Source organism: Achromobacter xylosoxidans A8 (genome assembly GCF_000165835.1).
GTDB lineage: Bacteria > Pseudomonadota > Gammaproteobacteria > Burkholderiales > Burkholderiaceae_B > Achromobacter > Achromobacter xylosoxidans_B.
Window position 1 is genome coordinate 3104982 of record NC_014640.1, and the last position, 23900, is coordinate 3128881.

The window sequence follows — 23900 nt, forward strand, 5'->3', positions numbered from 1 at the left end:
TTAGAGAAAGCGCATTCCGGAAACGGCGGAACGATCCGGCACGTTAGCATCGCAACGCGCCGGACGCAGCATTACTTCTCCGTTTTCATCACCAACGCCGGCTTGTCCCGATACCGCTGCGGAAAGGTCTTGGCCAGGTTCTCGACCTTGGGCACGTCGTTGACCATGATGTACATGCTGTACGGATGGCGCACGAGATAGTCCTGATGGTAGTCCTCGGCGGGGTAGAAGGCCTTCAGCGGCTCTATCGTCGTGGCCAGCGCCTTGGGATAGGCGCCGGCCTTGTTCAACTGCGCGATGTAGGCTTCGGCGACCTTGCGCTGGCTGTCGTCGGCGGGGAAGACCGCGGACCGGTACTGGGTGCCGCTGTCGGGACCCTGGCGGTTGAGCTGGGTCGGGTCGTGGGCCACCGAGAAATAAATCTGCAGTAGCTGGCCGTAGCTGACCTGGGCGGGGTCGTAGGTGATCTCCACGGCTTCAGCGTGACCGCTGCGGCCGCCGCTGACGGTGTCGTAGTTGGCGGTGGATGCCTGGCCGCCGGCATAGCCGGAGACGGCCGAGGTCACGCCCTTGACGTGCTGGAACACGGCCTGCACGCCCCAGAAGCAGCCGCCGGCGATGACGGCTTTCTGTGGCGCGGCGGCCGCGGGTTGGTCCAGGGCCGGGGGCTGAATGATGAAGGCCTGTTCGGCGGCGTTGGCCGCGGCGGCGCCCAGCAGGCCGCAGGCGGCGGCCAGCGCGGCGCAGAGTTTGTGGGGCAGGCGGGTGGCGGACATGATGTCTCCTGGTGGCGGAAGGCCGGAAGGTGGGGCCAGATATTCAAGTTTGCGGGGTGAACGCCAGGGCCACGCCATTCATGCAATAGCGTAGTCCGGTCGGGCGCGGGCCGTCATCGAAGACATGGCCCAGGTGGCCGCCGCAGTTGGCGCAATGCACGGCGACGCGCGTCATGCCGAAGCTGCGGTCCTTGGTCTCGCCGACGGCGCCGTCCAGCGGTTGCCAGAAGCTGGGCCAGCCGGTGCCGCTGTCGAACTTGGTGGAAGAGGAGAACAGCGGGTGGGCGCAGCCGGCGCAGGCGTAGGCGCCCTTGCGGTGCTCCTTGTCCAGCGGGCTGGAGTAGGGGCGCTCGGTCGCTTCGCGGCGCAGAACGTCATATTGCTCGCGCGACAGTCGTTCGCGCCATTGCGCGTCGCTCAGCGTGTAGGGAAAGGTCTGGGCGGCGGCGGCCGGGCCGCCGCGCGCGGCCAGGACCGGGGCCAGGCCGGCGGCGATGGCCGCCGCGCCGCCCAGGCCCAGGAACTGCCTGCGGTGTAGTCTCATGACATGCTCCGGATCGGGGCTGCTCGGGTGGGTGTTATTTGCTCATGCCGTCCTTGGACATGCCGCCTTTCGACATGCCGTCCTTGGACATGGAATCCTTGGACATGCCATCTTTCGACATACCGTCCTTGGACATCCCGTCTTTCGACATGCCTTCCTTGGACATGGAGCCCTTGGACATGCCGTCTTTCGACATGCCGTCCTTGGACATCGAATCCTTGGACATGCCGCCCTTCGACATGCCGTCCTTGGACATGGAATCCTTGGACATCGAGCCGCCGCCCGCGGCGTCCTTGCTCATGTTGTCGGCGGCGTGGACGGCCGCGGCGCCGAAGGCCAGGCACAGGGACAGCGCGGCGGTGGTAGCGATTTTCTTCATGATGCGTTCCTTTATGGAGTATGAAAGATTCCACCTAGCTGCCGCCGAACCAGTTGTAGCCCTGGTCCTCCCAGTAACCGCCTGGGTAGGTGTTGGTGACGAAAATTGCCTGTATGTGCTTGGGGTTCTTGTAGCCAAGCTTGGTGGGCATGCGCAGCTTCATGGGGAAGCCGTACTCGGGTGGCAGCGTCTGGCCGTCGTAGGTCAGCGCCAGGATGGTCTGGGGATGCAGCGCGGTGGGCATGTCGATGCTGGTGTAGTAGTCGTCGGCGCACTTGAAACCGACGTACTTGGCGTTCAGGTCCGCGCCCACGCGCTTGAGAAAGGCAGAGAACGGCACGCCGCCCCATTTGCCGATGGCGCTCCAGCCTTCCACGCAGATGTGCCGTGTCACCTGGTCGATCTGCGCCATGGCGCGCAGTTCTTCCAGCCGCCAGCGGCGCTTGTCGGCGACCAGGCCGCTGACTTCCAGCCGGAACGATTCCTCGTCCACATGCCGCACCTCGCCGATGCCGTAATAGGCGTTGAACGGGAAGGGCCGAGTGATCATGGATTCGGGATAGGTGGGCGCCAGCTTGTTGGGGTCGAAGATCCAGCCCTGCACCCGGTCGTTGAAGCGCGAAACAGCCGTCAGCGCCTTTTCCACGCTTTCATCGTCCGACAGCGAGCAGCCCGACAGCATGGCCAACCCGCCCAAAGTCAGGCTGCTGCGCAGGAAGGCGCGGCGCGAGGGTTGTTCGATCCGCTTTTCCAGGATCTTTCCGGCTTCCTTGAGGATGGCCGGGCCGTCCAGGCCGGGCAGGGAGGGACGTTTGTGCTGGCTCACGGAGGGCTCCTTATTTGCCGCGGATCATGGCGATCAGGCTGCGCGGCACCAGCGCCACCATCACCAGGTGGACCGCCACGAACGCCGTCAGCAAGGCCATGGCGATGAAATGCACGCGGCGCGCGGCTTCGTATCCGCCCATCAGTTCGCGCAGCAGGTCGAACTGCACCGACTTCCACAGCACCAGTCCGGACAGGACCAGCACGGCGATATCGGCCATCACGAACAGGTAGGCCAGGCGCTGCACCTGGTTGTAGCGGCGCGGGTCGGCGTGGGCGAGCTTGCCGCGCAGTGCCGCGCCCAGGTCGGCGGCCAGGCTGCGGATGCTCAAGGGGAAGAACTTGCGCCAGAGGCGGCCGGTGGCCAGATTCATGGCCAGGTACAGGACGCCGTTGAAGAACAGCAGCCACATGCCGGCGAAGTGCCATTGCAGGGCGCCGCCCAGCCAGCCGCCCAGCGTGATCTCACGGGGAAACACGAAGTCGAACAGGGGCGAAGCGTTGTAGATGCGCCAGCCGCTGGTGACCATGATGACCACGGCCAGGGCATTGAGCCAGTGCATGATGCGCAGCCAGCCCGGATGGATGGGAGCGTTTGCCGGCGGCATGGACGGCGCGTCGTGGCTTGCGGGAGTGGCCAACATGGCGGGGCTCCGGAGGGCTTGTTGTCGTTGGAGCCATTCTTCTCCGGGGCCGATACCGAAGTCCTCACGCAAACTTAAATTAATTGTGATAACTCGGCGGCGCGGATTGGCGACAATAGGCGCATAGCCCCTCTATAGAGTTTCCCGCCCATGGACACGCCCCGACGCGTACTCATCGTCGAAGACGACGCCCACATCGCCGAACTGCTGCGCCTGCATCTGCGGGACGAAGGCTATGCGGTCGAGCATGCCGCCGACGGCAACGAAGGCATGCGGCGGCTGGAGGAAGGCAGCTGGGACGCGCTGGTGCTGGATCTGATGCTGCCCGGCATCGACGGCCTGGAGATCTGCAAGCGGGCCCGCGCCATGGCGCGTTACACCCCCATCATCATCACCAGCGCGCGCTCCAGCGAGGTGCACCGCATCCTGGGCCTGGAGCTGGGTGCGGACGATTACCTCGCCAAGCCGTTCTCCATGCTGGAACTGGTGGCGCGGGTGCGGGCGCTGCTGCGCCGCAGCGACGCGCTGGAGCGCAATGCGCGCATCGACGCCGGCAGCCTGGCCCTGCATGGCGTGTCCCTCGATCCGGTGGCGCGCACGGCCGAGGTCGACGGCCGCCGGCTGGATCTGACGCCGCGCGAGTTCGACCTGCTGCATTTCTTCGCGCGGCATCCGGACAAGGTCTACTCGCGCATGGATCTGCTGAACCAGGTATGGGGCTACCAGCACGAAGGCTATGAACACACGGTCAATACCCACATCAACCGGCTGCGCACCAAGATCGAGGCGGACCCGTCCGATCCGCAACGCATTCTGACGGTCTGGGGCAAGGGCTACAAATTCGCCGCGGGACCGGGCGGCGCGGGAGGCGCATCATGAAGCGGTTCACGCTCACCCAACGGCTGTCGGCCGTGTTCGCGCTGCTACTGCTGGCCTGCTGCGGCGCTTCGGCGTGGCTGCAGATCGCGGCCAATTCCCGCTACGAGCAAGAGGTGGTGCAGCGCCTGTCCAGCGGCCTGGCGCAGCACATCGCCGGCGCCAACGAATTGATGGACACCAATGGCTGGAAGCCCGCCGCGGTGCGCTCGCTGTTCGATATGCTGATGGCGGTGAACCCTGCGGTGGAGGTCTATCTGCTGTCCAACGACGGCCGCATCGTGGGCGATGCCGCGCCCGCCGGCCAGATCAAGCGCGACCGCGTCGACCTGGGACCCGTCCAGCGCCTATTGGCAGGAGAGATGCTGCCGATCACGGGCGACGACCCGCGCAGCCTGGACGCGCGCAAGGTCTTCAGCGCCGCGCCGGTGCGCGTGGGCGGGCAGGAGAAGGGCTACGTCTACGTGGTGCTGCAAGGCCAGGCGCACGACGCGCTGGCGATGGCGGTGTCGCGCAGCTCCGTGCTGCGCACGACGCTGTGGTCCATCGCGCTGGTCGCGCTGCTGGGGCTGGTGGCGGGCCTGGCGGCCTTCGCCTTGATCACGCGCCCGCTGCGCGGCCTGACGCGGGCCGTGCGCACCTTCGACGGCGACGACGGGCAAGCGCTGGCCGCGCTGGAGCGTCCGGGCGACGCTTCGGACCGCAATGGCGACGAGATCGCGCTGCTGCGGCGCAGCTTCGTGCAGATGGGCAAGCGCATCTCGGACCAGTGGCGCGAATTGACGCGTCAGGACCAGCAGCGGCGCGACCTGGTCGCCAACATCTCGCACGATCTGCGCACGCCGCTGACTTCGCTGCACGGCTATCTGGAAACGCTGAGGCTGAAGGACCAGTCGCTGGATCCGGACGAACGCCGCCGCTACCTGGACATTGCGTTGGCGCAAAGCCGCAAGGTCGGCCGCCTGGCGCAGGAACTGTTCGAACTGGCGCGCCTGGAGTCCGGGCTGGTGCGGCTGGAGCCCGAAACCTTTTCCTTGCCGGAACTGGTGCAGGACGTGATCCAGAAGTTCGAACTGGCGGCCGAGGCCCGCCAGCAGCGCCTGACCACGGATATCCCGCAGGAGCTGCCGCCGGTGCGCGCGGACTTGGGTCTGATCGAGCGTGTGCTGACCAACCTGCTGGACAACGCGATCCGCCACAGTCCGCCAGGGGGGCTCATCGAATTGCGGTTGGGCAGCGCGCAGAACCTGGTGCAGGTGCAGGTCAGCGATACCGGCGAGGGGATTCCGCAGGCGCTGCGCGCCGGCCTCTTCACCCGGGCCAGCGCCTTGAACCGCGGCCCGGGCGATGGCGGCGGTCTGGGATTGGTGATCGTGCAGCGCATTTTGCAGCTGCATCACAGCGAGATCAGGCTGGTGGACCACGCCGGATCGGGCGCGGTGTTCCAGTTCGACCTGGCTGCGGCGCGTTAGCGTCCTGGCCCTGTGGCACAGGACGCCAGAAGGCGCTGGGCTGCATTTACTCGTCGCGAGCGCCGGGGTTGGCAGCGCGAACCAGCCGCCGCACCGTGCCGCGCGATGCGTCCACCTCCAGGACGTCGCCCGTGGCGACCTGTTGCATGATGCCCTGCACATTGACCACCGCCGGGATGCCGAACTCGCGCGCCACGATGGCGCCGTGCGACAGATAGCCGCCAGCCTCCATGACCAGCGCGCCCGCTCGCAGGAACAGCGGCGTCCAGGCCGGGTCGGTGGACGCGGCGACGAGGATGCCGCCCGCCGGCATGGCCAGGCCTTCGGACGGCGTGCGGGCCACGAAGGCGCTTGCCCGCGCGCGGCCGCCAGCGGCGGGGGTGCCGTGCCAGGCTGCGGCGGAACCGGAATCGCCAGTTGCGGGGGACGTCGGTACGGCCGCGCGGGCCTCGGCGTATTCGGCGTATTCGGCGTATTCGGCGATGACGTCGCGATCCGGGGTCGAGGCCCACGACTCCAGCTGCGCGCGGCGTAGGGCGGCGCGGTGGCCCGCGGCGGCGGGAGCCAGCCTGGCTTCGGCCAGGGCGACGAGTTCGGCGGCGGTCAGATGGAAGACGTCGTCCGCGGCGGCCAGGCCGTCTGGACGGACGAAGCGCCGGCCGAGCGCAAGGGCATTCTTGCGGGCCACCGCCAGATAGGCCACCAGCACGCTGCGCGCGGCTTCGCGCTGCCTGCCTTCGAGGCCGGCCGCGGTCAGCAGCTTGGCGGCCAGCGGGCGCTGCCAGAAGGGCAATGCCGCGCGCAGGCGCTGGCGGGCCTGGCTGGCCGAGCTGTCCTGCCGGGCGCGCAAGGCGGCAAGATCGGCGTCGGCCAGTTGCAGCACGCTGTCCAGCAGGTAGGCGGGGTTTTCGCGCCAGCGCGGGTTGCGCAGATAGGTTTCATAAACGGCGCGGTGGCCATACTGGCGCAGGAAGTCCGCGAAGGCCTGCTTGAAGGGACTGCCGTCCTGCAAGGCGCTGTGCCAGCCGGCGCTGTCGCGCGCCGGATCGCGCAGCCAGTCCATGGCCTGCGCGTCGGCGGCAGCCAGCCTGGCCAGCGCCATCAGGGCGTAGCTCTGTGCCGCCGTCACGCTGGGTTCGCCGCCGGCCAGCAGCGCGGCCGTCAGCGCGTGGCCTTCGCCCGGGCAGGCTTTCTCGACCATTTCCAGCAGCTTATGCAGCGCGCCGCCGCCTGAACCCTGCAGGAAGAAAAGTTGGTCCGCCGCCAGCACTGTGTGGAACTGCTCCCGCAAACGGGCGCCCAACTCGGCGTTGGACGCGGGCGCGGGCTGGTCCAGCCAGGCCTGGGCGCGGGCGAACAGTCGCGGCAGGTCCAGTTCCGCCTGCTTGCGCAAGGGGGCCGCGCGGCGCAGGTAGCGCAGGATGCGCGCGCCATGCCGCAGGCGTTGCGCCAGCGTCAGGGGCGGCACCGCGATCTCGGGCTGCGGGCCGCCCAGCAGCGCGTTCATGGCTTTCGGCGGCACGCCCAGCGCGTCATGGCCGACCCACTGGATGACGGAGGCGTCCAGATAGACCCGGCCCTGGAACAGCGCCGCCAGCCGCACGCCTGGCAGGGTGGAGTAGCCGCTAAGTTCAAAACCCGTGGTCAGCATGCGTTGCGCCATGACGCGGCCCGTATCCCATTCCAGCGCCGACATGGCCAGCGGCAGGACCTCGCGGGTGTTGCCGCGCGACCAGTACGCGGGCTGCGCGCGCAGCGCCGGATAGGTGTGGCGCGCCGCCGCGGTGATGGGGCGGGCCTGCACGATCCAGAAGCGTCGTCCATCCCAGACCCATTCGATGTCATAGCCGCCGCCGGCATAGTCCAGGGCGCGCGCCGCGTCGCGCACGATGTCGCCCAGGGCTTCGGCCTGCGTGTCGGTCAGCACGGCCTGGGCCGCGCGCGCGGCGGGCGTGGGCGCAAGCACGGTGCCCGAGGCGCCGGCGGGCTGGCTGGCGTGGCGCTTGGCGCCGATGCGGCGCGCGGCCAGGGGCCATGCCTGGCGCAAATAGTCTTCGCGCAGGCGGTATTCGTCGCCGTCCGCCTCGCCGTCGACCAGCGATTCGCCCAAGCCCCAGTTGGCGTGGATGAGTATCTCGTCATGCCGTCCCGAGACCGGGTCGATGGTGAAGGCGATGCCGGAGGCGGCGGCGTCGATCAGCGGCATGACGACCACCGCCATGCCGGCCGGGTTCAGTCCCAGTTTCTGCCGGTAGGCGCAGGCCTGCGGCGTCCATTGCGAATCCCAGATCTGCCGGACGGCGTCGATTGCCGCTTCGGCGCCGTGCACATTGAGGCAGGACAGATGGATGCCCGCGAACGAAGCGCCCGCCGAGTCTTCCTGAGGGGCGGACGAACGCAAGGCCAACGGCCGCTCGAGCCAGCCGCGCGCGGCGAGTTCATCGCGCAGAGCCTGGGCCACGGCGGGCAGCGGCGCCTGGCCCGGCTCGCGGTTCAGGCTGAGCGTGGCGGGCAGCACGAAGCCGTCCGGCACAGGTACGCCCAATTGCGCCATGCGGCCCAGCTGCCAGCCCTTGCCGCCCGCGGCCTGGGGGCCGGCCAGCGCTGCGCCGGCCCAATCCAGCACGGCGGCAGTCATGGCGCGGCCGCGGGCGCCACGCCGCGCACGAAGAGGCTGATGGCGGCGTCGAACTCCGCCTTCAGGCTGGCGCCGGGCAGGTCGAGCCAGCGCAGCATCGCGCCCAGATACAGGAATTGAAGCAGGTGGGCCAGTTGACTGGCGGCAAGATCGGTCCGGGCCTGGCCAGCGGCCTGCGCCTCTTCGATCAGCGCGGTGTACAGCGCCTGCATGCCGCTGCGCGGATAGCGGTCGTCGTCGCGTGTGCCGGGCTGCAGCGTCGACAGCCGGTAGCGCAGGTAGGGACCCAGATAGGCGCGGTGCGATTCGGACCAGTGCGCCGAGGCATGCAGCAGCCGCGTCAGGCGCTGCGCGAGGGACGGCAGGGCACGCAGCGCGGGCTGGAGCGCGTGGACACTGGCGGCCAGTTCCTCATGGAAGCGATGCGCGAGCAGGGCTTCCTTGACGGGAAAATGGTTGTAGAGCGTTCCCTTGGATACGTCCGCCTGGGCGGCGATCTGTTCCATGGTGACCGCGTCATAGCCCAGGGTTTCGAACAGCCGCCAGGCGGTTTGCGCCAGATGGTCCAGGGTTTGCAGGCGCTTGCGTTCGCGACGCCCGGCTTCGGGGGCCGTGGATTCGGAGGGGGGAAAGGCGGAAGAGTCCATGGTGGCGGAAATAATTGAACGACGAATAATATTGTACGTCGTTCAATTATTCTCCGAAAGCCCGCCCTTAGCGAAGCCGGCGGTCTCAAGCGGTGGCGGGCATCTCGCCGTGCAGCAGGTAGTCCATCAATTCACGCACCGAGCGCATGGCGCTGCCGAAGGGCAGCTTGGAGGCGCCGCGGAAGAACAGTCCGCGGCTGACTTCGCCGCGCATGGCGGCCGCCAGCTTCAGGTCGATGCAGAATTGGCCGAAGCGCGAAAGGCCGTCGCGCAGCCCGCATTGCGTCAGGCAGTCCATGCGCTGGCTGCAGCGCCGCGCGTCGCAGCGGGTGTTGGCCTGCAGCGTTTTTTCCTGGCGCAGATAACGCGTCAGCCATGGCGTTTCCACGGCGCGGGCGGGCAGGCCCGCCACGCTGGTGAATTCGGCCAGCTTGTCCGGATCGGCGTCGATCAGCACGCGCTTGAAGTTCTCGTGCGCATCGCCTTCCTGGGTGACGGCAAAGGCCGTGCCGACCTGCACACCGTCGGCGCCGTTGGCCAGCCAATGGCGCACCTGCTCGTGGCTGCCCACGCCGCCCGCCACGATCAGGCGCGGCGCGTCCGAACCCAGCGCCAGTTCCTGGAACAGCTTGTGGCAATCGGCCAGCACGTGCTGGAAGTCGAAGCGTTCGCTGTGGATGTCGTCCAGGCGGGCTGCGCCCAGATGGCCGCCGGCGTGGCCGGGGTGTTCGATCACCACGGCGTCGGCCATGCGGCCCTTTTTCATCCATTTCTTCAGCACCACGGCCACGCCGCGCGCCTCGGACAGGATCGGCACCAGCGCCACCTTGGGATAGTCGGCCGTCATCTCGGGCAGGTCCAGCGGCAGGCCGGCGCCCATGACGATGGCATGGGCGCCGCTTTCGCAGGCCTGGCGCACCAGGGCGGGATGGTCGCGCACCGCCTTCATCACGTTCACGGCCACCAGGCCGCGCCCTTGCGCCGTGTCCAGCGCCGCGCGTATTTCGCGGTCCAGGGCTACCTGGTTGGCGCCGTCGATGACGTCGCGGTCATGGCAGCGCTCGGTTTTTTCCATCAGATCGGGATGGTGATGGCGCAAATCCACACTGGCGATGGTGCCCATGGCGTTCTGGCTGGCGACCGCGCCGGCCAGGCGATGGGCGGATACGCCGACGCCCATGCCGCCCTGGACAATGGGCAGCAATTCGCGTCCGGCGAGGGTGAGTGATTTGAACCACGTCATGATGAGTCTTTCCTCTTTTCAAGTGGACAGAGGCTAGAGCAAGGGGGAGAGGGTCGCCTTGCGCAGGATCAAGCGGAGCAGCACCCCGCTCAGCGATAGGCGAACTCCTCGAACCATTGCATCAGCAGCGCCAGGGCCGGCGCGCCGAGCGCGCGCACCGGCGGCGCGTCGGGCGAGCGGCGCGCGCCCTGCACGGCAAAGCGGCGCACGCCGCGGCGCGCCAGCTCGCGCGCCAGGGCCAGCAGCCGGGTTTCGTCCAGCCAGTCCGGATGCCAGGTGATGCGGCATTCGAAGTCGATGTCGGCAGCCAGCAGCTGCGCCAGGCACGCCAGCGCAGGGCGCTGCGAGTCGCGCCGGCCGGTGATGTCGTCATAGCCCTGGGCGTCGGCCTTGATGTCCAGGCCGACCCAGTCGAGGTACCGCAGCACGTCGGCCAGGCGCAGGGGGTAGATGCCGGCGGTATGCAGCCCGACGCGGTAACCCATGCGCCTGACGTCGCGGATCATCTGCGGCAGGCGCGGCTCGCTCAAGGGTTCGCCGCCGGAAAATACGATGGCGTCGAGCAGGCCCTTGCGCGTTTCCAGGAAGGCGCGCGTCTCGCGCCAGTCGTAGCGCGCGGCGCGGGTCTGCAGTTCGACGTTGTGGCAGTAGTGGCAGCGCCAGGGGCAGCCCGCGATGAACACGACCGCGGCCAGTTGCCCCGGCCAGTCCACGGTGGAAAAAGGCACCAGCCCGCCGACCGCGGGCGAATGCCGCGGCAGGGGCTGGGCCACCGGTTGCGGCGGCGCCGGGTAGGCCGGCCGCGCCGTCAGCCGCCGCGTGCCCGGGCCGCAGCCCGGGGTGGACGCGGCGGCTTGTGGCGCGCCTTCAGGCGCTGCGTTCGACGAAGAAGCGGCGTTCATTGAATTCGCCCTGTTTGCCGGTGTTGAAGGAAGCGACGGGGCGGTGGTAGCCCATGACGCGGGTCCAGATTTCGCAGCGCACGCGCTGGCTGTCGTCCAGCCGCAGGGCGGGAGCGGTGGTGACTTCGGGAGCGATCAAGGTTTGCATGGCGGTTCCTCAGGGAGTGAATGCCGGGCGGCTGCCCGGCGGTCCGGTTGGGGCCTGTCGTGGTGACCAGGTCCTAGGCCGGGGTGCAGCATGCCGATTGCTTGGCCAGCAGCTCGGCATCGCATTTCGGGCAGAACTCGTGGTGCCCCGCCAGATAGCCGTGGTTGGGGCAGATGGAGAAAGTCGGCGTGACCGTGATGTAGGGCAGCCGGAAGTTCGACAGCGCGCGGCGCACCAGCTGCTTGCACGCGGCGGCGGAAGACACGGCCTCGTTCATGTACAGGTGCAGCACGGTGCCGCCGGTGTACTTGCCTTGCAGCGTTTCCTGCAGCTCCAGCGCATGGAAGGGATCGTCGGTGTGGCCCACCGGCAACTGGCTGGAGTTGGTGTAGTAGGGCTGAGTCTCGCTGCCCGCCTGCAAGATGGCGGGATAGCGCTTGCGGTCCTCGCGGGCGAAGCGGTAGGTGGTGCCTTCGGCGGGCGTGGCTTCCAGGTTGTACAGATGGCCGGTCTCTTCCTGGAATTCGGTCATGCGGGCGCGCACGCGGTCCAGGAGGCGCACGGCCAGGGCGTGTCCCGCCGCAGAGGTGATGTCCTCGGCGTCGTCCGTGAAGTTGCGGACCATCTCGTTGATGCCGTTCACACCCAGCGTGCTGAAGTGGTTGCGCAGAGTGCCCAGATAGCGGCGGGTATAGGGATAGAGACCCTGGTCGATATAGCGCTGCACCACTTTTCGCTTGGTTTCCAGCACATCGCGGCCCAGCTCCAGCAGATGGTCCAGGCGCTGCATCAGCCGCGCTTCGTCGCCGCGGCAGGTATACCCCAGGCGCGCGCAGTTGACCGTGACCACGCCGACCGAGCCGGTCTGCTCGGCCGAGCCGAACAGGCCGTTGCCGCGCTTGAGCAATTCACGCAGGTCCAGCTGCAGGCGGCAGCACATCGAGCGCACCATGTGCGGTTCCAGGTCCGAGTTCAGGAAGTTCTGGAAGTAGGGCAGGCCATAGCGCGCCGTCATCTCGAACAGGCGCTCGGTGTTGGGATGGTCCCAGTCGAAGTCGGGCGTGATGTTGTAGGTGGGAATGGGGAAAGTGAATACGCGGCCCTTGGCGTCGCCGGCCATCATGACCTCGATGTAGGCGCGGTTGATCATGTCCATCTCGGTCTGCAGTTCGCCGTAGGAGAACGGCATTTCCTCGCCGCCGATGTACGGGATCTGCTCCTTCAGGTCCGGCGGGCAGGTCCAGTCGAACGTGAGGTTGGTGAAGGGCGTCTGCGTGCCCCAGCGGCTGGGCACGTTGAGGTTATAGATGAGTTCCTGCATGGACTGCTTCACTTCCGCGTACGTCATGGCGTCGCGGCGGATGAAGGGCGCCATGTAGGTGTCGAAGGAACTGAACGCCTGCGCGCCGGCCCATTCGTTCTGCAGCGTGCCCAGGAAGTTGACGATCTGGCCGATGGCCGCCGACATGTGGCGCGCCGGAGTCGCTTCCACCTTGCCGGGGATGCCGTTGAAGCCTTCGGTCAGCAGTTGGCGCAGCGACCAGCCGGCGCAATAGCCGCTCAACATGTCCAGGTCATGGATGTGGATGTCGCCTTCGCGGTGGGCGCGGCCGGCTTCGGGCGCAAACACGTTGGACAGCCAGTAGTTGGCGGTGACCTTGCCCGCCACGTTCAGGATCAGGCCTCCCAGGCTGTAGCCCTGGTTGGCGTTGGCGTTGACGCGCCAGTCGCGCTGGTCCAGGTATTCCTCCATGGCGCTTTCCACGTCCACCAGCGTGTGGCGCAGCGAGCGCAGCCGGGCGTGCTGTTCGCGGTGCACGATGTAGGCGCGCGCGGTGCGCCAGTGGCCCGCCTGGACCAGGGCTTCCTCGACGCGGTTCTGGATGGTTTCGACGCCGGGGCAGGGGTTGCCGGCCAGCGCGGCGATGACGCCGTCGGTCAGCGTTTGCGCGCCCGCCAAGTCCAGTTCCCCGGTGCTCTGGCCGGCCGCCGCCATGGCTTGGGCGATCTTGTCGCGGTCGAACGCCGCGACCCGGCCGTCGCGCTTGAGGATGTGCTGGATATGCATGACTGACACCATATGTAGTAGGGTGTGAAAACTCTACCACCACATATGGTGCGCGTATCGCCCCGCGCGGCTGGGATGTCAGTCTTGCTTGATGCGCGTCAAACGCGCGCTTCGGAAGCTTTGGAAGCTTCAGAAGCCGATGCCGACCCCGGCCAGGGATATCGCCACGGCCAGCGCGGCGGTGCCGGCGGCCGGGCGGGGCGCCCAGGACAGCATGCCGACCCAGAGCAGGGCGCCGGCCGAGAGCCAGCCCAGCCATGCCACCACGCCCACGGTATTGCCCCACAGCCCGACGCAGGGCAGCAAGGCCAGCGCCAGCAACAGCAGGCCGGCGCCGCGCAGCACGCGAGTGTGGCCGGCGGACGGATCGCGTCCCCAGATCTGGTCGTAATGGCGCGGCATGGCCAGGCTCAGGCAAGCCATGCCCGAGTAGGTCAGCAGCAGCGCCATGGAAATTGCGTACAGGTCGTTGATGTTCATGCGGCCGCCTCTGCGTCACTACGGGGATTGCGCCGGGCGGGCGCGCTTGCGGGCCGTCGCCACAACAACAGGGCCGCCCAGCCCGATAGTACGCCGAACGCGACGGACGTCAGTTCGACACCCGCGCTTTCCCAGTCGCCGCGGGCGATCTGGGCCAGGGGATGGTCGCCCAGGGTGACGAGCGACAGCGCCGGCAGCAGCAGGCACAGCGCCGACAGCAGGGCCAATTGCGAGATCCAGGCGCGGCGCGGGCTGCACAGCCAGGCATGCGCCAGCGTCAGCGCCCATATGGCGAAGAAGCAACGCAGCTCCCACAGCGCGCGGTTTTCCAGCGCCACGGGCAGCAGGCGGTTGGCCCAGAAGTAGCCGATGCAGGCGATGGCCAGTCCGGCCAGCGCGGCCACGTTCAAGCCTTCTATCAACCGGTACACGCGCGCCGTCGCGCTGCCGAATTCGCCGCCATGTTTGGCGCGGCGCTTGACCATGAACAACAGCGCGCCCGTGCCCATCATGGCCGCACCGGCCAGGCCGCAGATGAAGTACAGCCATTTCATGGCCAGGCCGCCGAACTTGACCATATGCAGACCGCTCATCACCTGGAATGTCAGGGAAGGCGCGCCGCCGTGGACCCCGCCTGGGGGCCGTACGCGCAGCAGTTCGCCGCTGGCGGAAAACTCGGCCATGCCGGTGGTGGCGCTGAGGTTCCTGGCGTCGTCGGTGGCTTCATTCCAGCCATAGACGCCGATGCGCATGGAGCTGTCTTCGGGGTTGTTGATGACGATGGCGCGCGCCGTCTGCCCGATCAGTTGCTCGCCGCGGGCCACGATGGGTTCCAGCGCCGGCATGCTCTGAGCCACGCCGGTGCGCGCCGGCCGGTCCTCGCCGGACAGTTCGGCCAGGAACAGGCGGCTGGCCCGCGGATCGGCGCCATAGGTTGCCGCGACGGGGGCGGGCATCAGTATCGCGCTCGATATGACGATGCCGGTGTAGGCAATCATGAACTGGAAAGGCAGTGTCAGGACCGCCACCGCGTTGTGCGCGTCCAGCCAGGAGCGCTGGCCCTTCTTCGCGCGGAAGGTGAAGAAGTCCTTGAAGATGCGCTTGTGCGTGACCACGCCCGAAATCAGGGCGACCAGCATGGCCATGCTGGCGAAGGCGACGATCCACAGGCCCAGGCCGGCGTCGTGCAAGGTGTAGTGGAAATCCACGAAATGCGAGCCGCCCTGCGTTGCGCGGGCTTCGGCCTCGTGGTGGTCGTCAAGTTCCGCGCCGGTATCGGGGTCCAGTTCGGCGTCGGCATACTGGCCGTTCTTGTCGAACCAATAGGCGGTCAGCCCGTTGTTGTGAAAGCGGTCGACCGGCCAGATTTCCCACATGCCCGCGCCCGCATGGTTGCGCGCCATATAGTCCACGGCCAGTTCCAGCCGGCGGGCGCGGTCTACCGGGACGCTTTCCTTTTGCGCGGCCCGTGCTTCCGCCTCCTGGTGCTCGGGCGTCATCCAGTGCGTGATGGGTTCGGAGAAAACGGCCAGCGAGCCCGTCAGGAAGACGGTGAACAGCAGCCAGGAAAACCACAGGCCGACCCAGGTGTGGAGCCAGGCCATGGACAGGCGGAAACCGGATTTCAGGACGAGCCTCTTTCTTGTTGGTGCCGCCGCGAGCCGGACGGTCTGATTTTATTGAGAATAGTTCCAATTCTAGTCTAAATGGGGACGAGGCAGACCGCGTCGTCGCCTTGTATTTTCCGTGCCGCGGGCGGCAACCGGCGCGGGCCGCCCTGGACATAGCGCGAGCGAGCGCGGACCGGGCATGGCAATTGCTGGGTAGGCGCTCCATCCGCATATCCGCCGCGGGCATGCGCGGATGCCCCATGTGAACGAAAGAGGAGCGCCCAATGAAACGCAAAGCCGGAAACACCTCGCAAATCGAGGAATTGTTGTACCAGGCCCTGGAGACCGAGATAGGCGGTCTGGCCGTCTATGAAACCGCCGTGACCTGCGCGGTGAATGAGGATCTGAAGAAGGAATGGCTCGGCTACCTGGAAGAAACGCGCACCCATCGCCGCGTACTGTTGACCGTATTCGAGAAGTTGCGCCTGGATCCGGAGGCGCAACCCCCGGGCAGGCAGGTGGTGCGCCATATCGGCGAATCGCTGGTCAAGGCCATGAAGATGGCGATCAACGCCGGCGACCCGGACGCGGCCCAACTGGTGGCCACCGAATGCGTGGTGCTGGCCGAGACCAAGGACCACGCCAACTGGTCCCTGATCGGCGTGATTGCCGAACAGCACAGCGGCGACCAGGCCAAGGTGCTCAAGCAGGCGTACGACGCCGTCGCCACGGACGAGGACCATCACCTCTATCACACGCAAGGCTGGTCGCGCGAGTTGTGGATCCAGTCCCTGGGATTCCCTGCGGTGCTGCCGCCTCCCGAAGAGGTCAAGCAGGTAGAGAGCGCCATTGGCGCGTCTCGGGCCGAGCAGGCGCGCGGCAAGATGCTGAGCCACTAGGAGATTGCGATGCCAGGCAAGAAAGCAGCAGGCAAGCGCGGCGCGGGCGCGGCCGTGGACACGGCCTACATGAATACGGACAGCGGTCCGGCGTCCGGCCCCGCGGGCAAGCCCAGCCACCCGGCGCTCAAGCGCGCCGCGGCCGTGGGCGCGACGGCCGCGGCCATCCTCCACAATGCCGGCAAGGCCGCGGAATATGGCGAGGAAGGGGCGCGTTGTCCCTATGCCGGCGCCCACGTGGCTGACGCGGATCCTGCCGCGACGGCCAGTTCGTTGTCCGAAGCCGAGACCTCGGACAAGACTGGGGGCGCAGCCGCGGCCGGGGTCAATGCGGCCGACGGACGGCTGGAGCGTGTGCGGGCCGATTCGAGCGGACAAATGCTGACCACCAACCAGGGTGTGCGCGTCAGCGACAACCAGCACTCGCTGAAGGCCGGCCTGCGCGGGCCGGCCTTGCTCAAGGACTTCATCCTGCGCGAGAAGATCACGCATTTCGACCACGAGCGGATTCCGGAACGCATCGTGCACGCGCGCGGTTCAGCCGCGCATGGCTACTTCGAATGCTATAAGCCGCTCACTGACCTGACGGCCGCGTCGCTGTTCGCCGAAGCCGGCAAGCGCACGCCGGTATTCGTGCGCTTTTCGACCGTGGCAGGCGAGCGCGGCTCCAAGGACACGGCCCGGGACGTGCGCGGCTTCGCCGTGAAGTTCTATACGGACGAGGGCAACTGGGACCTGGTCGGCAACAACATGCCCGTGTTCTTCATCCAGGACGCGATGAAGTTTCCGGACCTGGTGCATGCCGTCAAACCCGAGCCACACCATGGCATGCCCCAGGCCGCATCCGCGCACGACACCTTCTGGGACTTCGTGTCGCTGATGCCGGAATCCACCCACATGCTGATGTGGCTGATGTCGGATCGCGCCATCCCGCGCAGCTACCGGATGATGCAGGGCTTCGGCGTGCATACCTTCCGCTTCGTCAACGCCACCAGCGAGTCGCGTCTGGTGAAGTTCCACTGGAATCCGCTGTTGGGCACGCATTCGCAGGTTTGGAACGAGGCTGTCAAAGTGTCCGGCGCCGACCCCGACTTCCACCGCCGCGATCTGTGGGAGGCGATCGATGCCGGTAATGGCCCGCAATGGGAACTGGGCGTGCAGGTGTTCACCGAGGAGCAGGCGGAAGGATTCAGCTTCGACGTGCTGGACGCCACCAAGATCGTGCCGGAAGAACTGGTGCCCGTTGTGCCCGTCGGGCGCATGGTACTGGACCGCAATCCCGACAATTTCTTCGCCGAGACCGAGCAGGTTGCCTTCTGCGCGGCCCACGTCGTGCCCGGCCTGGACTTCACCAATGATCCGCTGCTGGCCGGGCGCATCCATTCCTACGTGGACACGCAGATATCGCGCCTGGGCGGACCGAACTTCCACGAAATCCCGATCAACGCGCCGCTGGCTCCCGTGCACAACAACCAGCGCGACGGCATGCACCGCCAGGCCATCCATCGCGGACGCGTGGCCTACGAGCCCAATTCGCTCGCCGGCGGCTGTCCGTTCCAGGCCGGCATGGAGGGCTTCGTGTCGTTTCCGGAGCCGGAGACGGGCGACGAACTGCGCGGACATCCCGAGAAGTTTGCCGAGCACTACAACCAGGCAACGCTGTTCTATGAAAGCCAGGCGGACTGGGAACAACGCCACATCGTCGATGCCTACGCCTTCGAATTGAGCAAGGTCACGGTGCCTGCGGTGCGCCAGCGCATGGTCGCGTCGCTGCGCAATGTGTCCGAAGCGCTGGCGCAGGGCGTGGCCGAGCAGTTGGGCATGGCCTTGCCCGAGCCTTTGCCGCGCGCGATCGAGAGTCCACCCAAACCCGAAATCGCGGTGTCGCCGGCCTTGTCGCTGACCGCTCGCCCAGGCGAGGCCGGCATCGCGACCCGCAAGGTCGCGATCCTGGTGGCCGAAGGCGCGGATGGCAAAGCCGTGGCCGCCGTGGCGCAAGGGCTGATCGCGGCCGGCGCCGTGGTGCGCCTGGTGGGGCAGCGCATCGGTCCCGTCCCAACGGATGAGGGTGGGGCCGTGGACGCCGACGCCTCCCTCGACAATCATCCTTCCGCGCTATTCGATGGGGCGGTGGTGGCGGGAGGCGAGGCCGCCGTGGCGCGCCTGCGCGAGGACGGGCGGGCGCTGGAGTTCCTGCGCGATGCATTCCGCCACGGGAAGACTCTGATGGGCGTGGGCGCAGGCGCGCAGCTCTTTGCTGCGGCAGGCATCGCACCGGGCCAGGCCGACGCGGGCTTGCTGATCGTGGACGCGGCGACTGCGGCCAAGAGTGTGTCCGCATTCATCGATGCCCTGGCCAGGCACCGCCATCCCGAAAGGGAGACGTCGCCGCCCATGGTGTGAGAATGCCCAGGCGCCAGCATGGGTGCGGACGCCTCTTGACAAGCCACATGCGCCTGCCAATACTGCACTGGCAAGTCGGGGCGAGCGCGCTTGGCGCTTGCCGTCCTTCAGACAAGGGGGCTGTATGCGTCGCGCGTCCGTTTTGCCTATGTACCGTTGGGGTTGGCTGTCGGCCAGCCTTTTCTTGTGGGCTGCCTGTTTTTTCCTGGCGCCACAGGCCAGGGCGGAGTCCGCGGCCGAGCTCAGCCGGGAGGCGCGCAGCGCGCTGGATCGCCTGTACCAGCAGGAACCCAGGACACGTGAATTGGGCAAGAAGGCGGTGGGCGTGCTGGTGTTCCCCCGCATCCTGAAGGGCGGCCTGCTGGTCGGCGCGGAAACCGGCAACGGCGCGCTCATCCGGGGCGGCAAGGTCCAGGGTTACTACAACATATCGGCGGTCTCGTTCGGCCTTCAGGCCGGCGCGCAGGAGTTCAGCTATGCGCTGTTCTTCATGAACGAGCCGGCGCTGCAGTACCTGGACCAGAGCGACGGCTGGTCGCTTGGCGCCGGCCCCAGCCTGGTCGTGGTGGACGATAGCTATGCCGCCAGCATTACCACCACCACCCTGAGCCAGGATGTATACGCCGTGCCATTCGGCGGACAGGGACTGATGGCCGGCATGGGCCTGCAAGGGTCCAAGATCACCCGCACCCAGCCCGACTGAGGGCAGGCGCCAGCCCGCTACCGCTAGTCCAGGGTGATGCCGGCGCGCGCCGCGACCTCTGAAAAGGTGCGCAGTTCCTTGGTGATCTGCGCCTTGAATGCCGGCCCGGGCAAATAGACGGGATCCAGCGCCAGGTCCGCGACCGACTTGCGCACTTGCGGATCCTGCATGATTTCCGCCACGGCGCGGCTCAGAGTGTCGACCACCGGGGCCGGCGTGCGCGCCGGCGCCACCAGCGCGTACCAGCCGACGAAAGACACATCCGGCATGCCCGCTTCGGTGAAGGTGGGTACGTCGGGCAGCTGCGGCATGCGGCGCTCGCCCGTCACGGCCAAGGCGCGGATCTTGCCGGCGCGGACCTGCGGCGCGGCCGAAGACACGGTGTCCACGCCCAGGTCGACCTCGCCGCCTATCATCGCCGTGACCAGCTGCGCGCTGCCCTTGTAGGGCACCGGCGTCATCTTCGCGCCCGCGGCCTCCGCGTACATTTCGCCTGCCAGATGGGGGGCCGATCCGGCGCCGAAGGTGCCGTACATCAGGCTGTCCTTGCCGCTGCGCTGCTTGGCCAGCGCGGCCGCTTCCTGGATGGTGCCGGCCGCCAGCCCGTTCTTGGCCAGCAGCACCACGGGCGCCATCGCGACGATGGCGATGTGTTCGTAGCTCTTCTGCGGATCATAGGGCAGGCCGGGCTTGAGCGCCGGCAGCACGGTGTAGGTGGTGCTGCCCGACAGCATCAGCGTGTAGCCGTCGGGCTGCGCGCGCGCTGCCGCTTCCGCGCCAATCACGGTGGAGGCGCCGGGACGGTTCTCCACGATGACGGCCTGGCCGAATTTGCCGGACAGCTTGTTGGCCAGCAGCCGCGCCACGGCGTCGGTCGCCCCGCCTGGGGTAAAGGGCACGACGATCTTGATCGCCTGTTCGGGATAGGCGGCGTGGACGCCGCCGGCATGCGCGAGGGCGGCAAGGCTTGCGGCCGCCAGGGCGGCGCGGAGTTTGACGGTCATGACGGAGGTCCCGGTCAGTTGGCGTTGGAAGACGGGCTGGCGGCCGCCTGGCGCAGGGCGTTGCCCTGATCGCCCAGGTCCCAGAACAGGCCAGCCATGATCGCCAGCCCCTCGCGGGCGACGCTGCCCAGCAGGTGTTCGTTGGGCGCGTGCTGGGCGCAAGCCGGATAGGAATGCGGCACCCACAAGGTGGGCAGGCCCAGCTGGTCGGCGAAGATGTCGTTGGGCAGCGATCCACCCAGGTTTGGCAGCAGCGCCGGCCGCTTGCCGGTGCTGCGCTCCAGCGAGGCCGCGGCCCAGCGCACCCAGGGATTGTCGGGCGACAGGCGGGTGGCGCCGGCCTGCATGCCGATGCGTACCTGCACGTCCTCGAAGCCCGCCGCGCGCAAATGTTCCGTCACGTGGGTCTCCAGCGCGCGCCAATCCGTGCCTACCACGAAGCGCAACTGGCACCAGGCCACGGCTTCGGGCGGTATGGCGTTGACCGGTTTGGCTGGATCGCCGGCGCCGAAAGTCAGGACGTCCAGGCTGTTCCAGCCGAACACCTTCTCGGGCGCGCTCAGCCCGGGCTCGCCCCACCATGCGTTGATGTCGGGATCGTCCTGGCCGCCGCCGACTTCCAGGTCGGCCAGCGCCTCGGCCACCGCCTGCGGGATGGGGGGCGGGCGCAGGCCTGGCACCGTGATGCGGCCGCGCGCATCGACCAGCGTGGCGATGGCGTGCGCCAGCACGATGGCCGGGTTGGCCAGCAGGCCGCCCCAGTTGCCTGAGTGATAGCCGCGTTCGCGCAAGCGCAGTTTCAGTTCGAAGTTCACCGCGCCGCGCGAGCCCATGAAGAGGGTCGGGCGCTGCGCGCTCAGGCGCGGCCCGTCGCTGGCGATGAACACGTCCGCCGCCAGCGCCTCGCGCTGGGCCTGGCAGAAGGCGGCCAGTCCGGGGGAGCCCGCTTCCTCGCCGGTCTCGATCAGCCAGATGGTATTGAAGCCGAGCGCGCCGCCGCGCGCGGCGATGACCTGGCGCAGGGCTTCCAGGTTGATGCTGTGCTGGCCCTTGTTGTCGGCGGTGCCGCGCCCGTACCAGCGGTCGCCCTCGACCTGCAGGCGCCAGGGATCGCGGCCGGCTTCCCATTTGGCGGCATTGCCGTGCACCACGTCGCCATGGCCGTACATCAGCACCGTGGGCAGGCCGGCCTGCTCGATGCGGCGCGCCACCAGGATAGGCAGGTCGGCGCCGGAGGGGTTGGGATGCACCTCACAGGCGAAGCCCAAGTCCCGCAGCAGCGGAACCAGCTCTTCGTCCAGGTAGGCGTGCTGGGCGGGGGCTTGGTCAGCCACTTCGCTTTCCGTCGCGTAGGCGACGCGGCGGGCCAGGGCGGCTTGAAGGTCGCCGTTGTCATAGGCTTGAACGGCTTGGAGCAGGGCTTGTTCGCGTATCACTTCGTTGCCTGGGATGCTGAGGGAGGCACAAAGTTATTACGCTTCACCGCATGCCACAATTAGATAATTAGCATTCTTTCATTGCCATAAAGGCATGGATAAAAGGGGCGCCATGATTTCGCTGGGCTTGAGGTACTTCCTGGAGGTCGCGCGCTGCGGCTCGATCGCCGGCGCCGCGGCTGCGCAGCACGTGGCGGCCTCGGCCGTCAGCCGGCAGATCGCCAAGCTGGAGGACGGGCTGGGCATTGCATTGTTCGAGCGGCAGGCGCGCGGCATGGAACTGAGCGAGGCCGGCCGCCAATTGGCCGCCTATGCCAATGCCGCGGCGCTGGAAGCAGAGCGCGTCACCACCGAGATACGCCAGCGCAGCCACCTGGGCGACGTGACCATACGCCTGGCCTGCACCGAGGGTTTCGCCCACCGTTTCCTGCCCATGTGCATGGCCGAGTTCAAGCGGGTCCGGCCCGAAGCCCGTTTCCATCTGCACGTGGAACGCCCCGAGGAAGTCAGCCGCCAGATCCTGGAAGGCCTGTCGCAGCTGGCGCTGCGCTACACCACCGCGCAGGATGACCGCCTCAAGACCGAACTGCTGGTGCGCGCCCCGGTCTATGCGGTGATGTGCCGGAACCATCCGCTGGCCAGCCGGCGCAGCCTCAGCATGCGCGACCTGGCGAAGGTGCCGCTGTCGCTGGGCGATCAGGGCACCACGGTGCGGCAGTTGTTCGACGCGGCTTGCGCGAACGCGGGGCTGCACATCGAGCCGGCCTATGTATCCAACCATTCCGCGGCCTTTCTGCCCATGCTGCCCGGCAGCGAGATCGTGGCGCTGTCGGGCTACCTGACCATGTTGGGACAGCGCGACGGAGAGGGCCTGGCCGCGGTGCCGTTCAGCAATCCGGAGATGCGGCAGCGGAGCATCCAGGTGCTGACATTGCAGGGCCGGACGCTGCCGGCGCTGGCCCGCGAGTTCCTGGAGTTCATGGCGCAGCGGCTGACGGCCACGCCCAAGGCGCCGGAAGCGGACGCCTGAGGCGGGCGCCTGAGGCGAAGGCCTGAGGGGGCGGCCAGAGGCAGATGTCATCGGCGCTCGTCCGAGAGGGAGGCCGCGCGGGCGGCCCCCGGACCAGCGTCAGTCCAAAGAGATATTGGCCTCCTTGACCACGGCCGCAAAGCGCGCCGAGTCCGCGTCGCGGGCCTGGGCCAGCGCGGCGGCGTCCTGCGGCCAGGCGTCAAAGCCATAGGTCTCGAAACGCTTGCGCACCGCGGGCGTCACCACGGCCTGGGCGATGGCGTCATTGATGCGCTTGACCACGGCATCCGGCGTGCCCTTGGGCGCGAAGGCTGCGACCCAGGTCTTCAGTTCGAAGTCCTTGGGGCCGCCAGCCTCGCTGACCGTGGGCACGTCGGCGTAGGAACCCAGGCGCGACGGCGCCGCCAGCGCCAGCAGCTTGACCCGCTTGGCCTGGTACAGGTTCTGCACCGTGGCGGCGGTGCCGAAGGCCCAGTCCACTTCGCCGTTGGCCACTGCCGTGTAGAGCTGGGCCAGGTCCTTGAAGGGGACGTGGGTCATGTTGGTCTGCGTGGCGGTCTGGAACATGGACGTGCCCACGTGCGCCACGCTGCCCATGCCCCAGGTGCCGTAGGTCAGCTTGCCGGGCTGGGCCTTGGCCGCCGCGATCAGATCGGTGACATTGTTCCAGGGCGAGGAGGCCGATACGACCATGAAGAAATGCGTGGTGTAGATCGGCGCCACCGGCACGAAATCCTTGACCGGATCGAAGGGCAGGTTGCGGTAGAGCTGCGGCTGCAGCGTCATGTGGGTGTTGTCCACCACGGCCAGCGAGTAGCCGTCGGGCGTGGCGCGCTTGACCTCGCCGATCGCCAGCCAGCCGTTGGCGCCGGGCTTGTTCTCGACGATGAGCGGCTGCTTCCAGGCCGCCGTGAGCTGTTCGCCCAGCATGCGGGCGACGGCGTCGGGACCGCTGCCCACCGAGTACGGCAGCACGATGCGCACCGGCCGTTCGGGGTATTTGTCGGATTGGGCCTGTGCCGAGGCGCAGGCCAGGGCGCCGGTCAGCGCCATGCACCAGAGGGTATTTTTCATGTCTCCTCCACTTTCCATGGATGGTTCGCGGCGCTTCCCGGCGCCGCTTATCGTTGAGGCCGCAAGCGCGGATAAAAGCGCCGCGGCCGGGTACTCAAA

Annotated in this window: 22 protein-coding genes; 6 read left to right on the top strand and 16 right to left on the bottom strand. The window is 67.8% G+C overall.

Features of this window, described 5'->3' with window-relative positions:
* Positions 1-71 precede the first annotated feature (71 nt).
* The 5 genes from msrA to AXYL_RS14455 are packed head-to-tail and all read right to left on the bottom strand — an operon-like array spanning position 72 to position 3168.
* Positions 72-776, bottom strand: a complete 705-nt coding sequence (msrA, locus tag AXYL_RS14435) for a peptide-methionine (S)-S-oxide reductase MsrA (protein ID WP_013393540.1) — start codon at positions 774-776, stop codon at positions 72-74.
* 43 nt (positions 777-819) lie between these two features.
* Positions 820-1320 (bottom strand): peptide-methionine (R)-S-oxide reductase MsrB, encoded by a 501-nt coding sequence (gene msrB / locus AXYL_RS14440; RefSeq protein ID WP_013393541.1) that lies wholly within the window; start codon positions 1318-1320, stop codon positions 820-822.
* 34 nt (positions 1321-1354) lie between these two features.
* Positions 1355-1699: a pentapeptide MXKDX repeat protein gene (locus tag AXYL_RS14445; RefSeq protein WP_013393542.1), complete on the bottom strand. Its 345-nt coding sequence runs from the start codon at positions 1697-1699 to the stop codon at positions 1355-1357.
* A gap of 34 nt (positions 1700-1733) precedes the next feature.
* Positions 1734-2525: a molybdopterin-dependent oxidoreductase gene (locus tag AXYL_RS14450; protein ID WP_013393543.1), complete on the bottom strand. Its 792-nt coding sequence runs from the start codon at positions 2523-2525 to the stop codon at positions 1734-1736.
* Positions 2526-2535: 10 nt separating this feature from the next.
* Positions 2536-3168 carry a cytochrome b/b6 domain-containing protein gene (locus tag AXYL_RS14455; RefSeq protein WP_013393544.1) on the bottom strand — a complete coding sequence of 211 codons (633 nt, stop codon included), beginning with the start codon at positions 3166-3168 and terminating at the stop codon, positions 2536-2538.
* Positions 3169-3318: 150 nt separating this feature from the next.
* On the opposite strand from AXYL_RS14455, the gene AXYL_RS14460 reads away from it, so the two are divergent.
* Both AXYL_RS14460 and AXYL_RS14465 read left to right on the top strand, forming a co-directional pair.
* Positions 3319-4047: a response regulator transcription factor gene (locus tag AXYL_RS14460; protein WP_013393545.1), complete on the top strand. Its 729-nt coding sequence runs from the start codon at positions 3319-3321 to the stop codon at positions 4045-4047.
* Positions 4044-5516, top strand: coding sequence for a sensor histidine kinase (locus AXYL_RS14465; protein WP_013393546.1), 1473 nt, complete (start codon positions 4044-4046; stop codon positions 5514-5516). Before AXYL_RS14460 ends, AXYL_RS14465 begins: the two co-directional genes overlap by 4 nt.
* A gap of 46 nt (positions 5517-5562) precedes the next feature.
* On the opposite strand, the gene AXYL_RS14470 is transcribed toward AXYL_RS14465, so the two are convergent.
* The 8 genes from AXYL_RS14470 to AXYL_RS14505 form a co-directional block, all read right to left on the bottom strand.
* Positions 5563-8154 (bottom strand): PEP/pyruvate-binding domain-containing protein, encoded by a 2592-nt coding sequence (locus tag AXYL_RS14470; protein ID WP_013393547.1) that lies wholly within the window; start codon positions 8152-8154, stop codon positions 5563-5565.
* On the bottom strand, positions 8151-8801 hold the full coding sequence (locus tag AXYL_RS14475) for a TetR/AcrR family transcriptional regulator (RefSeq protein ID WP_013393548.1): 651 nt from the start codon (positions 8799-8801) through the stop codon (positions 8151-8153). The genes AXYL_RS14470 and AXYL_RS14475 overlap by 4 nt, the downstream gene beginning before the upstream one ends.
* Positions 8802-8886: 85 nt before the next feature.
* Positions 8887-10044 (bottom strand): NAD(P)H-dependent flavin oxidoreductase, encoded by a 1158-nt coding sequence (locus AXYL_RS14480; RefSeq protein WP_013393549.1) that lies wholly within the window; start codon positions 10042-10044, stop codon positions 8887-8889.
* A gap of 89 nt (positions 10045-10133) precedes the next feature.
* Complete coding sequence (locus AXYL_RS14485; protein WP_013393550.1) at positions 10134-10946, bottom strand: anaerobic ribonucleoside-triphosphate reductase activating protein; 813 nt, start codon at positions 10944-10946, stop codon at positions 10134-10136.
* Entirely contained in the window at positions 10912-11094 is a 183-nt protein-coding gene (nrdD, locus tag AXYL_RS14490; RefSeq protein ID WP_013393551.1) for an anaerobic ribonucleoside-triphosphate reductase, read from the bottom strand. Before nrdD ends, AXYL_RS14485 begins: the two co-directional genes overlap by 35 nt.
* Positions 11095-11167: 73 nt before the next feature.
* On the bottom strand, positions 11168-13162 hold the full coding sequence (locus AXYL_RS14495; protein WP_041655537.1) for a ribonucleoside triphosphate reductase: 1995 nt from the start codon (positions 13160-13162) through the stop codon (positions 11168-11170).
* Positions 13163-13291: 129 nt separating this feature from the next.
* A complete protein-coding gene (locus tag AXYL_RS14500; protein WP_013393553.1) occupies positions 13292-13642 on the bottom strand; it encodes a DUF3325 domain-containing protein in 351 nt (116 codons plus the stop codon).
* A complete protein-coding gene (locus AXYL_RS14505) occupies positions 13639-15246 on the bottom strand; it encodes a PepSY-associated TM helix domain-containing protein (protein ID WP_013393554.1) in 1608 nt (535 codons plus the stop codon). The genes AXYL_RS14500 and AXYL_RS14505 overlap by 4 nt, the downstream gene beginning before the upstream one ends.
* Positions 15247-15536: 290 nt before the next feature.
* Here AXYL_RS14505 and AXYL_RS14510 point away from each other — a divergent pair, with 290 nt between their 5' ends.
* The 3 genes from AXYL_RS14510 (at position 15537) to AXYL_RS14520 (ending at position 19257) form a co-directional block, all read left to right on the top strand.
* Positions 15537-16151, top strand: a complete 615-nt coding sequence (locus AXYL_RS14510) for a hypothetical protein (protein WP_013393555.1) — start codon at positions 15537-15539, stop codon at positions 16149-16151.
* A 9-nt stretch (positions 16152-16160) separates the two neighbouring features.
* Complete coding sequence (locus AXYL_RS14515) at positions 16161-18554, top strand: catalase (RefSeq protein WP_013393556.1); 2394 nt, start codon at positions 16161-16163, stop codon at positions 18552-18554.
* Between the two features lie 124 nt (positions 18555-18678).
* Positions 18679-19257: a YSC84-related protein gene (locus AXYL_RS14520; RefSeq protein WP_013393557.1), complete on the top strand. Its 579-nt coding sequence runs from the start codon at positions 18679-18681 to the stop codon at positions 19255-19257.
* Positions 19258-19280: 23 nt separating this feature from the next.
* Here the strand turns inward: AXYL_RS14520 and AXYL_RS14525 are convergent, their stop codons facing one another.
* Entirely contained in the window at positions 19281-20261 is a 981-nt protein-coding gene (locus AXYL_RS14525; protein ID WP_013393558.1) for a Bug family tripartite tricarboxylate transporter substrate binding protein, read from the bottom strand.
* Positions 20262-20275: 14 nt separating this feature from the next.
* Positions 20276-21697 (bottom strand): M20 family metallopeptidase, encoded by a 1422-nt coding sequence (locus AXYL_RS14530; protein ID WP_013393559.1) that lies wholly within the window; start codon positions 21695-21697, stop codon positions 20276-20278.
* 112 nt (positions 21698-21809) lie between these two features.
* On the opposite strand from AXYL_RS14530, the gene AXYL_RS14535 reads away from it, so the two are divergent.
* Complete coding sequence (locus AXYL_RS14535) at positions 21810-22727, top strand: LysR family transcriptional regulator (RefSeq protein ID WP_013393560.1); 918 nt, start codon at positions 21810-21812, stop codon at positions 22725-22727.
* 99 nt (positions 22728-22826) lie between these two features.
* Here AXYL_RS14535 and AXYL_RS14540 read toward each other — a convergent pair whose 3' ends face one another.
* Positions 22827-23801: a Bug family tripartite tricarboxylate transporter substrate binding protein gene (locus tag AXYL_RS14540; RefSeq protein WP_013393561.1), complete on the bottom strand. Its 975-nt coding sequence runs from the start codon at positions 23799-23801 to the stop codon at positions 22827-22829.
* Positions 23802-23900: the final 99 nt, after the last annotated feature.